Genomic DNA, 11,915 nt, shown 5'->3' with positions numbered 1-11,915 from the left:
CCGGGACGAGCCTGCCCCGGTGCACCCTCGGGCGGGGCCTCCATCGGCGGCCCCAGCGTCCGGGCGCACAGGGGGAGCGGCTCGCGCGGGAGGCTTCGGCCGCCATCGCCGCGTCCCCGGTGGCGCGGTCGGTGGCCGCGGGCGCACACGTCTGCGGGGCGGCCACCGAAGTGGCCGCCCCACAGGCGAAGTCATGGTGCCGAAGGCCGTACGGGCGGGAGCCGCCCATACCGTCAGCCGACGGGCGCCGTCACCGGCGTGATGCGCGCCCCGGGCTCACTGGCCCTGTTCGTCGCGGCGGCGCTGCCAGCGCTCCTCGATCCGGTTCATCATGGAGCGGCGCTGCCGGGACTGCCGGCCGCCACCGCCCTGCTGTCCGCCCTGGCCGGGCGCGGCCTGGGCCTCGCCGGGCTTGGGGGCCTTGCGCCATCCGGTGACCGCGAGGACCGCACACCCCAGCATGACGAGGAAGCCCACCACGCTGATCCAGATCTGCTGGGCGACCATTCCGGCCATGAGGAGGGCGATACCCACCAGGAAGCCTGCGACCGCTTGGTAGACCCGTCGCCGGGTGTACGTACGCAGCCCGCTTCCCTCGAGCGCTGTCGCGAACTTGGGATCTTCGGCGTACAGCGCTCGCTCCATCTGCTCGAGCATGCGCTGCTCGTGCTCCGAGAGCGGCACGGAGTCCTCCTCGTCGTCGGTCGCTGGGGGCGACCGGTATGCGGCCCTTCCAGGATAGGCAGGGAATCGCCCCCGTGAAACCCGCCCTCGTGCCTTTCACCGCTGGGACCGCCATGCCGGTACGGCCGGTGAGGTTGTGGTTCCCCGTCCTGCGTTCCGTCATGCCCGAGTGGTGTCCCTCGATCATACGGGGCTTCGGGCCGGCACGGGTGGCGTGTGGCGTACTCCATGTGCGGCTGCGCCGCAGGTCGGCGCCGGTCGCCGGGCGCGGTGAGGGTCAGCCCCGGCGTTCACCCAGTACGTGCAGCTGGGTGGCGACCGAGCGGAAGGCGGGCAGCTCGGCGGCGGCCGCCTCCAGCTTCAGCAGGGCCTCCACGGCTCCCGGCTCGGTGTCGACCAGCACTCCGGGCACCAGGTCGGCGAAGACCCGCACCCCGTGCACCGCCCCCACCTCGACGCCCGCCGCCTCCGCGGCCTCGGTCAGCTGCTCGGCGGTGAAGCGGCGCGGCACCGGGTCGCCCTCGCCCCAGCGGCCGGCCGGGTCCTCCAGGGCACGGCGGGCCTCGGTGAAGTGCCCGGCGACCGCCCGGGCCAGCACCGCGCCGCCGAGCCCGGCGGCCAGCAGGCTCAGGATGCCGTCGGACCGCAGCGCGGCGACCGCGTTGCGCACGCCCTCGGCGGGGTCGTCCACATACTCCAGGACCCCGTGGCAGAGCACCGCGTCGAAGCCGCCGCGCTCGACCACGTCGAACAGCCCGTGGACATCGCCCTGCACTCCGCGCACCCGGTCGGCCACCCCGGCCTCGGCGGCCCGGCGCTCCAGCGCGAACAGCGCGTTGGGGCTGGGGTCCACCACGGTGACCCGATGGCCGAGGGCGGCCACGGGCACCGCGAAGTTGCCGCTACCGCCGCCGGTGTCCAGGACGTCCAGGCTGTCCTTGCCGGTGGCCTTGACCCGGCGGTCGAGAGCTTCCGCCAGGACGTCCCACACCACGGCGGTACGGAGGGAGGCGCGGGGGCGCTGGGGGTCCGACACGGCAGTTGACTCCTCGGGACAGATTGCGGACTCCCCCACCCTATGGCCTGCGGGGCCTGGTCCGATCACCCGTCCTGGGCGGCTCCCCCGCGCGGCGCCGGCACCGGGCGCGGTGCCACCGGCTCCGGCCGCAGCAGCCGCTCCACGATGCGCAGGAACCGCCCGGCGTCGCGGATCAGGTCGTCGGCCTCGCGGCGGTCGGCCGCGCCGTCTATGCCCGCCTCGGCCCGGGCCCGCCGGTCCGCCCCCGCGGCGAACAGGGCGCTCCACTCGGCCAGCTCGGGCGCCGACTCCGGCAGCACCTCCCAGGCGCTGCGGATCCGCTGCCGCCCGCGCGGGGTGGGCTCGGGGCGGCCGCGGGCGGCCAGCACGGCGGCGGCGGTGCGCAGCGCGGCCAGATGGGCCGCGGCGTACCGCTCGTTGGACGTCTCCAGCACGGCGGCCTCGTCCAGCCCGGCGTGGGCCTGGGCGAGCAGATCGAGGGCGGCGGGCGGCGCCGTGGAGCGGCGTACCACCGGATGGACATCGTTCGCCGTGGCGCGGGAACCAGCGGACATGACGAACCTCCTGTCGTCGTGTGACGGCACTGTGGCCGACTGTGTCCATCGTGCCCGCCCCCACTGACAATCCACCTTGACCAGCGGTTTTGCCTCAACTCCCGGTTCGGAGTAGTTTTTGAACTGACCAGTCAGTTCAAAAAGGGGTGGGGGTGCAGGCCGGTGGCGGGACGGACCGGAGGCGGCCGCATACGCGGTACGCGCGGCGCGCTGGCGAAGAAGGGCGGCGGCCCATCGGCGCGGACCGGCGAAAAGCCGGACGCGAGGCCGGAGTCGGGGCCGAACGCGGGGCCGGAGTCGGGGCCGAACGCGGGGCCGGAGTCGGGACCGGGGTCGGGACCGGGTGCGACGGTCGTCGCCCGGGGCTTCGGGCTCAAGGGCCCGCGCGGCTGGGCCTTCCAGGACGTGGACGTGGCGGCACCGGCCGGGGCACTGCTCGCCGTCGAGGGGCCGTCCGGCTCCGGCCGCACCTGCCTGCTGCTCGCCCTCACCGGCCGGATGCGCGCCACCGCGGGCCACGCCGAGGTGGGCGGGGTGCCGCTGCCGAAGAAGATGGGCAAGGTGCGCCGGATCAGCGCGCTCGGCCCCGTATGCGGGGTCAGCGACCTCGACCCGGCGTTCACCGTCGCCGAGCATCTGCGCGAACGGGCCCTGCTCCAGCGCCGCTTCACCGGCTCCCCGCTCGACCTGCTGCGGCCGCGCGCCACCCGGGCCGCCGCCCGGGCCCGTATCGCCGCCGCCCTGGCGGCCGCCGGGCTCGACCCCGCCGCCCTGCCCAAGGGCGAGCGGACCTCCGTACGGGATCTGGAACGGCTGGAGGCCTTGCGGCTGTCCATCGCCCTCGCGCTGATGGCGCAGCCGCGCCTGCTCGCCGTGGACGACACCGACCTGAAGCTCTCCGGCACCGACCGCGAGGCGGCCTGGGAGCTGCTGCGGTCCATCGCGGCGTCCGGCATCACGGTGCTCGCGGTGTGCAGTGAGGCGCCCGCCGACGCCCTGGTCGTCCGTACCGTGACCGACCGCCCGGACACCGGCCGCACCGACGCCGGCATCGAGGCCACCGAGGACACCGACGCCGCCGACGACGCCGCATCCGAACCGCACCCGCGGCAGACCCAAGAGACGACGTCACAGAAGTCGCAGAAGACACAGACCCAGGACGAGGAGGGGGCGGCCGATGCGTTCGCCGAGACTGGCCGCGCTTGAGCTGAGGCGGTTCGGCCGCGGGAAGCTGCCGCGCGCCGCGCTGGTCGCCATCCTGCTGCTGCCGCTGCTGTACGGCGCGCTGTACCTGTGGTCGTTCTGGGACCCGTACGGCCGGCTGGACAAGCTGCCGGTCGCGCTGGTCAACGAGGACAAGGGCGCCAAGACCGGCGGCGAGAAGCTCAACGCGGGCGACGAGATCACCAAGAAGCTGCGGGACAGCAAGGTCTTCGAGTGGCACGAGGTGAGCGACGAGGAGGCCCGGGAGGGCGTCGAGGAGGGCCGCTACTACCTGTCGCTGACCATGCCGAAGGACTTCAGCGAGCGGATCGCCTCCAGTTCCGGTGACTCCCCGGAGACCGGGGCCCTACGGGTGCGGACCAACGACTCCAACAACTACATCGTCGGCCAGATCTCCCGCACGGTGTTCTCCGAGATCCGCACCGCCGCCTCCACCAAGTCGTCCCGCTCCTTCCTGGACCGGATCTTCATCTCCTTCTCCGACATCCATGACGCCACGGAGAAGGCCGCCCAGGGCGCCGACGACCTCAAGAACGGCACCGAGAAGGCGAAGAAGGGCTCCAAGGACCTCTCCGACGGGCTGGCGGACGCCAAGAAGGGCAGTGGCGAACTGGCCGGCGGCATCACCCGGCTCACCTCCGGCGCCGCCGAACTGAAGTCCGGCTCCCGGCAGGTGGCCGACGGCACCCAGCTGCTCGCCGACCGGGTCAACCGCGCGGCCGGCGAGGCCGGCCCGTACCTCAAGGACAACGGCGCGCAGATCGGCCGGTCCGCCCAACTGGTCGCCGACTTCTCGCAGGGGCTGCGGAACAACCTCGACGTGATCGTGAAGTGGGGGCCCACCGGCCGGGAGAACGCCCACCAGGCCTCCGACGATCTGAACACCGTGTACCGGGAGCTGTGCGTCGACAAGACCCTGCTCGGCAAGGCCAAGGCCGTCACCGGCGGCGCGGGCAGCGGCAAGACCCCCGGCGCGGACGGATCGAGCGGCACCGCCGGTACGGCCGGTACGGGCGACTCGGCCGGCACCGGCGGCCAGCTCCCCGAGGTGCCCGGCGTACCGGTGACCGAGGGTCTCACCCAGGCCGATGTCGACGCCCAGGTCTGCCCCAAGCTGGCCAAGGCCAAGACGGCGGCCGCCGACACCGCGCGGATCGCCGACGACGTACACGAACTGGCCAAGGATTCCAACGGCGACATCAAGAAGCTGGACGCGCAGCTCAAGGACGTCCAGACCAAGGCCCAGGCGCTCGCCCGGCGCGCCCCGCACCTGGACGAGGACCTGGCGTACGCGGTCGGCAAGGTGAACGAGCTCAACGACGGCGCCCACAAGGTGGCCGACGGCGCCGGCACCCTCTACGGCGGGCTGGCCACCGCCCAGTCCGGCTCGGCCGACCTGGACAGCGGCGTCGGCCGGCTCAAGCAGGGCGCGGGCGATCTGGACAGCGGACTGTTCCGGCTGGTGGACGGCTCGACCGAGCTGGCCGGCGGGCTCAACGACGGCGTGGGCAAGATCCCCGACTACGGCAAGGACGAGCGGGACCGGCGCACCGAGGTGATGGCCGACCCGGTGAAGCTCGCCTCGCAGTCGCTGTACAAGGCGCCCAACTACGGCACCGGCTTCGCCCCGTACTTCATCCCGCTCTCCCTCTGGGTCGGCGCCATGGTGGCGTACATGCTGATCCAGCCGCTCAACCGGCGCGCGCTCGCCGCCGGGGCCTCGGCCTGGCGGATCGCGCTGGCCGGCTGGCTGCCGGTGGCCGCGATCGGGCTGGTCCAGGTGGCCGCGCTGATGTCGGTATTGCACTGGGGGCTCGGCCTGGAGATGGCCAGGTCGGCCGCGACCGTGGGCTTCCTCGCCCTGGTGACCTGCTGCTTCGCCGCGATCATCCAGTGGCTGAACGCCCGCTTCGGGGCCGCCGGACGCATCCTGGTGCTGGCGCTGCTGATGCTCCAGCTGACCTCCGCGGGCGGCACCTACCCGGTGCAGACCAGCCCCGACTTCTTCAACGCCATCCACTCCTGGCTGCCGATGACCTATGTGGTCGAGGCGCTGCGCCGGCTGATCAGCGGCGGCGGGATGGGGCCGGTCTGGACGGCCACGGCGGTGCTCGCCGCGTTCACCGCCGGTGCGCTGGCGCTGACCGCGATCTCCGCCCACCGGCGCCAGGTGTGGACCCTGGACAAGCTGCACCCCGAGCTGAGCCTGTGAGAATCGACACCATGGAAACCCGCAGCAGCACCAGACGGCAGGCCACCCGCACCAAGCTGTACGAGGCCGCCGTGACCCTCATCGCCGAGCAGGGTTTCTCGGCCACGACCGTGGACGAGATCGCGGAACGCGCCGGGGTGGCCAAGGGCACCGTCTACTACAACTTCAAGAGCAAGAGCGAGCTGTTCGAGGAGTTGCTGCGGCACGGGGTGGGGCTGCTGACCGCCTCCCTGCGCCAGGCCGCCGACGACACGGTGGCCGGGGGCGGGACCCGGGTGGAGGCCCTGGACGCGATGATCCGCGCCGGGCTGGTCTTCATCCACCGCTACCCCGCCTTCACCCAGCTGTACGTGGCCGAGCTGTGGCGCACCAACCGGGCCTGGCAGTCCACCCTGCTGGTCGTCCGTCAGGAGGCGGTCGCGGTGGTGGAGACGGTGCTACGGGGCGGGGTGAACGAGGGCGAGCTGAGCGAGGAGATCGACATCCCGCTCACGGCCGCCGCGCTGGTCGGCATGGTGCTGGTGGCCGCGCTGGACTGGCAGGCCTTCCAGCCGGAGCGCTCACTCGACGATGTCCACGGCGCCCTGTCCCTCCTCCTCCACGGCCGCGTCAGCGGCCACTGACCCCGGTCCGGTCCCTATCGGAGACCGGAAACGGAGACCGCAAACGGCGGAGGCGGAGGCCATAAACGGCGACGGCGAGCGCAAACGGCGGCGCCGGGGTGGCGGGCTCTCCCCCAAGAGCCCCACCACCCCGGCGCCGCCGGTCTTCCCCCGTTCTCTCCCCCCGTTCCCCCGTCCCCGTGATGTCCCCGCTCCCCCGTTCGCGGAGCGTTCCCCCGTCCCCCGTCCCGCGCCTCCCTCGTTCCCCGTCGCGGGTGGGAGAGCCCGGCCCCCGTGATGTCCCCCGTGGTCCATGGGCTCTCCTTTGTGCACCCCCGTTCCGGCGGGTACGCGGTCCCGGTTCCGCCGCCCCGTGCCGGCGGTCCCGGAGCCGCGCCCCTTTCCGTGGGCTCCACTCTTCCCTCCCAGCGGCCGCCGGCCCATCCGCCCCGCTACTCATCCCGCCTGCTGAGTACGGATACTCAGACACCGCCCCCGCGCTGGCCTGGCCGGCCGGCGGGGGCGCTGACCGGAGCGGATAAGGTCCCTGGCATGGCACGGATTGCGGTGATCGGCGCGGGAATGGGCGCCATGGCGGCGGCCGCGCGGCTGGCGGTGGCCGGCCACACGGTGGCGGTGTACGAGCGCGCGGAGACCTACGGCGGTGCGGTCGGCAGGTTCGAGCGGGACGGCTTCGCCTTCGACACCGGACCCGGTCTGCTGCATCTGCCCGCGGTCTACCGGGACCTGTTCGTCAAGACCGGCCGGGAGCCGCTGGAGCGGTGCGTGCAGCTGACCCAGGTCGACCCGGCGAGCCGCCATCTCTTCCACGACGGCACCGCCCTCGCCCTGCCCAACGCCTCCCGCTCCGGCACCGTCGCCGCGCTGGACGCCACGCTCGGCGCGGGGGCCGGGGAGCGCTGGAGCGCGTTCCTGGGCCGCGCCCGGGACGCCTGGGAGCGCTCGCGGCGGCCGCTGCTGGAGGAGCCGCTGCCCGCCGATGTGTCGCCGTACGCCCGCGACCCGTACCCGGCCCCGCGCACCGGGCTGCTGCGCCGGAGCGCGCGCACGCTCGCCGAGGTGGGCCGGCGGGAGCTCGGGGACGCGCGGCTGGCGGCCCTGCTGGAGTGGTACGCCCTGGCGTACGGGTTCCCCCCGGGGACCGCCCCCGCGTCCGCCGCCGTGCTGCCGTACCTGGAACAGACCTTCGGCACCTGGTATGTGGCCGGGGGGCTGCGGGCGCTGGCGGACGCGGTGTACGAGCGGTGCCGTGAGCGGCGGGTGAAGTTCTCCTTCGGCACGGCGGTGACGGACGTGGTCGAGCGGGACGGCCGGGCCGTGGGCGTGGTGCTCGCGGACGGCCGGGTGGTGGACGCGGACCATGTGGTCGCGGGTGCCCCGCTGCCGGCGCTCTACGGGGAGCAGGTGATCGGCTGGGACGACCAGGACGAGTGGCCGCGGTTCCAGCAGGGTGTGCCGACGGGCCGGGTGACGGTCTGTCTGGCGCTGCGCGGGGCCCGGGAGGAGGGCGCGGCGCATCGGACGGTGGTGCACTCCGCCGACCGGGACGGTGAGTCGGCCGCGCTGGCCGGGGGGCGGCTGGCCGCGCGGCCGACGGTGACGGTGCTGCGCCCGGACGACGCGCGGCTGCGGCCGGACGCGGAGCATGAGGCGGTGACGGTGACGGCCACCGTCCCGGCGGCCGAGGGGCTGTGGGGCGGCGGGCCGGGGGCCCTGGGTGGGGTGGGGGGCTCGGCTGTGGAGGGGTTTGTGGGGGCGATGATCGGTGCCGCGGAGGCGGCTGTGCCGGGGCTGCGGGAGCGGTTGCTGTGGCGGCAGGTGCGGACGCCGGCCGACACCTTGCGGGAGACGGGCAGTTGCCGGGTGCCGGGTCCGGCGCTGGCGGGTGCGGGGGGCTCGCTGCTGCCCGCCGCCAACCCGGCGCCGCTGGCCGGGCTGTACTTCGCCGGAGGCTGGTCCCACCCGGGCGGCGGGCTGGCGCACGCCGGGATGTCGGGCGCCCTGGTGGCCGGGCTGATCGTGGAGGGGGCCGGGTTCCGCGGGTCGCGGTGACCGGGCAGGGTGGGGGCTGGGCGGTGCCCCCGGGGAGGGTCAGTAGCGGTAGGGCTGCTGGTCGCCGTGGGGGTGAGGGTAGGTGGGGTCGTAGCCGGGGGCCGGGGGCTGCTCGTCGCCTTCGCGCTGCTGCGGGACCCAGACGCCGCCGGGCGGGGTGTCGGTGCCGTAGGGGTCGGCGGGCGGCTGCGGGGCGTGGTAGCCGCCGTAGTTGTCGTAGCCCTGGCCGCTGGGTGCGGCGGAGGTGCCGATGTACGGGTCGGAGTAGGCGGCGTAGCCCTGCTCGCCGGACCCGGAGCCGTAGTCGTAGGTGGGGGCGGCGGCGGGGGGCGGGTAGCTGCCGTAGCCGGCGAAGGGGTCCTGGTGGGGCGGCTGGGGCTCGGCGGCGGACTGGCCGCGGTCCCCGCCGGCGGTGCCGTACACCCCGTACAGCCGGCCGGTCTCGTCCGGGAGCGGCTCGGGCTGGTAGACGGCGGTGGTCTCGGCGGCCGACGGCTGGTTCGGGTCGGGGGCGTAGCCGGTGCCGTAGGGGGCGTAGGGGTCGGTGGGAGTGTGGGGGGCTTCGTCCTGGCCGTACGGGGCGGGGGTGCCGTAGGGGTCGGCGGGCGTCTGCTCGTAGGCGAGGCCCGAGACCTCCAGGGTGGGGCCGGCGTCCGCGACGGCGGCGCCCGCCTTGCGGCGGCGGCTGGCTCCGGGGCGGCCGCCCACGGCCCAGCCGGTGGAGAAGCCGCGCCGGAAGGAGAGCGTGACATAGGTCTGGCCGACCGCGAAGGCGATGGCGCCGGCGGCGATCACCACGACCGACGGCAGCAGTACGCCGAGCACCACGGTGAGGAAGCCGCCGAAGGCGAGCAACCGCCAGCGCAGCCGCGCCTTGTACTGCAGCAGCACTTCTCCCAGCAGCCACAGCGCGACCACGCCGAATGCGATGTAGAGGACCGTCCAGCCCATGCCCGCTCCTCCCCTGCGGTCACACCGCCCGGGATGGTGGCGGGATGTGACCGGTCAGGACTGCTCGTGCAGTCCGAGATTCTCGTGGATCTCCAGTGTCGCGGTGGAGTTGTTCAGCGTGATGAAGTGCAGCCCCGGTACGCCCTCGGACAGCAGCCGCGCGCAGAACTCCGTCGCGAACTCGATTCCGATCGAGCGTACAGCGGCCGGATCGTCCTTGACGGAGAGGATGCGCTGTTTCACGTCGTCGGGGAAGCGGGCGGTACTGAGCGAGGGCAGCCGGTCGAGCTGCCGGACGCTGGTGACGGGCATGACCTCGGGGATGATCGGGGTCTCGCAGCCGGCCTTCTCGGCGCTGTCGCGCAGCCGGAGGTAGGTCTCCGGGTCGAAGAACATCTGGGTGATGGCGTAGTCGGCGCCGGCCTTGCACTTGGCGGTGAAGTGGCGGATGTCGGTGTCCCAGTCCTCGGACCGGGGGTGCATCTCGGGGAAGGCGGCGACGCCCACGCAGAAGTCGCCGGACTCCTTGATCAGCCGGACCAGGTCGGCGGCGTAGTGCACACCGTCGGGGTGCGGCACCCAGTCGCCGAGCGGGTCGCCGGGCGGGTCGCCGCGCAGGGCCAGCATGTTGCGGATCCCGGCGTCGGCGTACTGGCCGAGGACATGCCGCAGTTCGGCGACCGACTGGTCCACCGCCGTCAGATGGGCGACGGGGGTGAGGATGGTGTCGGCGGCGATCTCCTGGGTGGCCTTGACCGTGCCGGAGCGGGTGGTGCCACCGGCCCCGTAGGTCACGGAGACGAAGCTCGGCGCCACCGCCTCGACCCGGCGCAGCGCGTTCCACAGTCCGCGCTCGCCCTTCTCGGTGCGTGGCGCGTAGAACTCGAAGGAGTAGGACGGCCGTCCGGTGGCGAGGATGTCGCGGACGGTGCGTGCGCGGTCCGGGCGGGTGGAAGCGGTACCGAGGGCCATACGGGCAGGTTAGCCAGGGCCCCGGCGTCACCCAACCAGACCAGAGGGAATTGGACTGAATTGTCTGAATCTTGTCCATTGGGTGGACAGTCATGGACACCGTTGGCGCAGTTCAGCCGGTGGGTCGGGGTCGGCCGGCGGGTCGGGAGCTGCCGGGGTCAGGCGGAGCGTTCGCGGATGCGCTGGGCGAGGTCCGCGGCGGCGGCGGCCGGGTCGTCGGCCTCGGTGAGGGCGCGGACCACGACGATCCGGCGCGCCCCGGCGTCCAGCACCTGGTCGAGATTGCCCGCGTCGATGCCGCCGATGGCGAACCAGGGGCGGGGCTGGGCGAGCCCGGCGGCGTACCGGACCAGGTCCAGCCCTGGGGCGTACCGGCCGGGCTTGGTGGGGGTGGGCCAGCAGGGGCCGGTGCAGAAGTAGTCCACGCCCGGCTCCGCGGCGGCCGCGTCCACCTCGGCCTGGGCGTGGGTGGAGCGCCCGATCAGCACCTCGTCGCCGAGCAGCGTCCGGGCGGCGGGCACCGGCAGGTCGCCCTGGCCGAGGTGGAGTACGTCGGAGGCGGCGGCGTGGGCGATGTCGGCGCGGTCGTTCACCGCGAGCAGCCGGCCGTGCCGCCGACAGGCCTCGGCGAGGACGGCGAGGTGCTCCAGCTCCTCGCCGGCCTCCATGCCCTTGTCACGCAGCTGGACGATGTCCACGCCCGCGGCGAGCACCGCGTCCAGGAACTCGGGCAGATCGCCCTGGCGCTTGCGGGCGTCGGTGCAGAGGTAGAGGCGGGCGTCGGCGAGGCGGGCGCGTGCGGTGGGCATCGGTGTTCTCCCCCGGGGATGAGTGCATGGGCACGGTGGGTGCGGGGGCACGGCGGGCCGTGCGGGCACCGGTGGTGCGGTGGCATGCGGAAGCGGGCCCCCGGGCGGGCCGGGGTCCTGTCGGGCCCGTGCCATGGTCGCACCCCCGTCGGCCGCCCCCGTCGGCCGCCCCGTCGGCCGGGCGGGCCGCCGCCGGTCCGGGCCCGTCCGTCCGTCCGTCCAGGCCATGAGACCCGCCGCCCGTCCAGGACGTGAGACGGGGCCGTCCGGGCGGTGGGATGTCAGCCCCGCGGGGCGGAGGCCCTGGCCCCGGGGCGGGGTCCCGGGGCCAGGGCGCGAGGGGGCAGAGGGCGAGGGGGCGCGTGGGTCAGACCGCGAGGGCCTGGGCTCGGCGCTTGACCTCGGTGCCGCGGTTCTCGCTGAGGGCCTGGGCGGGGGTGCCGGGGAGGGTGGGGTCGGGGGTGAAGAGCCACTCCAGCATCTCCTCGTCGGTGAAGCCGTCGTCCCGCAGCAGCGTCAGGGTGCCCGCCAGGCCCTTGACGACCTTGTCGCCGTTGATGAAGGCGGCGGGGACCTGGAGCGCGCGGTTCTCCCCGCGGCGTACGGCGATGAGCTGGCCCTCCTTGACCAGCTGCCGTACGCGCGTCACCTCCACGTCGAGCATCTCCGCGATGTCGGGGAGGTAGAGCCAGGAGGGGATGAGAGCATCGGTCTTTGCGTCAATCTCGGTCACGGGACAAGCCTGCCATCCGCCACTGACAGCCGGTAGCGGGGCTACGCCGGACCGGCCCCACC

Annotated in this window: 11 protein-coding genes; 4 read left to right on the top strand and 7 right to left on the bottom strand. The window is 74.1% G+C overall.

The window, feature by feature from the left end:
- Positions 1–276 precede the first annotated feature (276 nt).
- From ABZ945_RS28570 to ABZ945_RS28560, 3 genes are all read right to left on the bottom strand, one after another.
- On the bottom strand, positions 277–684 hold the full coding sequence (locus ABZ945_RS28570; protein WP_361275224.1) for a DUF3040 domain-containing protein: 408 nt from the start codon (positions 682–684) through the stop codon (positions 277–279).
- Between the two features lie 277 nt (positions 685–961).
- Positions 962–1,720 carry a methyltransferase gene (locus ABZ945_RS28565; RefSeq protein WP_361275221.1) on the bottom strand — a complete coding sequence of 253 codons (759 nt, stop codon included), beginning with the start codon at positions 1,718–1,720 and terminating at the stop codon, positions 962–964.
- 65 nt (positions 1,721–1,785) lie between these two features.
- Positions 1,786–2,277 carry an SAV_6107 family HEPN domain-containing protein gene (locus tag ABZ945_RS28560; protein ID WP_361275219.1) on the bottom strand — a complete coding sequence of 164 codons (492 nt, stop codon included), beginning with the start codon at positions 2,275–2,277 and terminating at the stop codon, positions 1,786–1,788.
- Between the two features lie 162 nt (positions 2,278–2,439).
- On the opposite strand from ABZ945_RS28560, the gene ABZ945_RS28555 reads away from it, so the two are divergent.
- From ABZ945_RS28555 to ABZ945_RS28540, 4 genes are all read left to right on the top strand, one after another.
- The gene (locus ABZ945_RS28555) at positions 2,440–3,483 is read left to right on the top strand and encodes an ATP-binding cassette domain-containing protein (protein WP_361275216.1); all 1,044 of its coding nucleotides are present in this window, start codon (positions 2,440–2,442) and stop codon (positions 3,481–3,483) included.
- On the top strand, positions 3,455–5,713 hold the full coding sequence (locus tag ABZ945_RS28550) for a YhgE/Pip domain-containing protein (RefSeq protein ID WP_361275214.1): 2,259 nt from the start codon (positions 3,455–3,457) through the stop codon (positions 5,711–5,713). Before ABZ945_RS28555 ends, ABZ945_RS28550 begins: the two co-directional genes overlap by 29 nt.
- 11 nt (positions 5,714–5,724) lie before the next feature.
- Positions 5,725–6,336, top strand: a complete 612-nt coding sequence (locus ABZ945_RS28545) for a TetR/AcrR family transcriptional regulator (protein ID WP_361275212.1) — start codon at positions 5,725–5,727, stop codon at positions 6,334–6,336.
- Between the two features lie 531 nt (positions 6,337–6,867).
- Complete coding sequence (locus tag ABZ945_RS28540) at positions 6,868–8,388, top strand: NAD(P)/FAD-dependent oxidoreductase (RefSeq protein ID WP_361275210.1); 1,521 nt, start codon at positions 6,868–6,870, stop codon at positions 8,386–8,388.
- A gap of 39 nt (positions 8,389–8,427) precedes the next feature.
- Here the strand turns inward: ABZ945_RS28540 and ABZ945_RS28535 are convergent, their stop codons facing one another.
- From ABZ945_RS28535 to ABZ945_RS28520, 4 genes are all read right to left on the bottom strand, one after another.
- Entirely contained in the window at positions 8,428–9,339 is a 912-nt protein-coding gene (locus tag ABZ945_RS28535) for a hypothetical protein (RefSeq protein ID WP_361275207.1), read from the bottom strand.
- 54 nt (positions 9,340–9,393) lie between these two features.
- The gene (gene metF, locus ABZ945_RS28530; protein ID WP_361275204.1) at positions 9,394–10,311 is read right to left on the bottom strand and encodes a methylenetetrahydrofolate reductase [NAD(P)H]; all 918 of its coding nucleotides are present in this window, start codon (positions 10,309–10,311) and stop codon (positions 9,394–9,396) included.
- Between the two features lie 158 nt (positions 10,312–10,469).
- The gene (thiE, locus tag ABZ945_RS28525) at positions 10,470–11,120 is read right to left on the bottom strand and encodes a thiamine phosphate synthase (protein ID WP_361275201.1); all 651 of its coding nucleotides are present in this window, start codon (positions 11,118–11,120) and stop codon (positions 10,470–10,472) included.
- Positions 11,121–11,487: 367 nt separating this feature from the next.
- Positions 11,488–11,853, bottom strand: a complete 366-nt coding sequence (locus ABZ945_RS28520) for an Rv2175c family DNA-binding protein (RefSeq protein ID WP_361275198.1) — start codon at positions 11,851–11,853, stop codon at positions 11,488–11,490.
- Between the last annotated feature and the right edge of the window lie 62 nt (positions 11,854–11,915).

The sequence above is a fragment of the Streptomyces sp. NPDC046887 genome (assembly GCF_040644755.1).
Classification (GTDB): Bacteria; Actinomycetota; Actinomycetes; order Streptomycetales; family Streptomycetaceae; genus Streptomyces; species Streptomyces lichenis.
This window is presented reverse-complemented; position numbering and strand designations above follow the sequence as displayed.

Excerpts from the sequence above, each read along its gene's own strand:
- thiE (WP_361275201.1), bottom strand. The coding sequence starts at position 11,120 with ATGCCCACCGCACGCGCCCGCCTCGCCGACGCCCGCCTCTACCTCTGC.
- ABZ945_RS28550 (WP_361275214.1), top strand. The coding sequence starts at position 3,455 with ATGCGTTCGCCGAGACTGGCCGCGCTTGAGCTGAGGCGGTTCGGCCGC.
- ABZ945_RS28535 (WP_361275207.1), bottom strand. The coding sequence starts at position 9,339 with ATGGGCTGGACGGTCCTCTACATCGCATTCGGCGTGGTCGCGCTGTGG.
- ABZ945_RS28545 (WP_361275212.1), top strand. The coding sequence starts at position 5,725 with ATGGAAACCCGCAGCAGCACCAGACGGCAGGCCACCCGCACCAAGCTG.
- ABZ945_RS28560 (WP_361275219.1), bottom strand. The coding sequence starts at position 2,277 with ATGTCCGCTGGTTCCCGCGCCACGGCGAACGATGTCCATCCGGTGGTA.
- ABZ945_RS28540 (WP_361275210.1), top strand. The coding sequence starts at position 6,868 with ATGGCACGGATTGCGGTGATCGGCGCGGGAATGGGCGCCATGGCGGCG.
- metF (WP_361275204.1), bottom strand. The coding sequence starts at position 10,311 with ATGGCCCTCGGTACCGCTTCCACCCGCCCGGACCGCGCACGCACCGTC.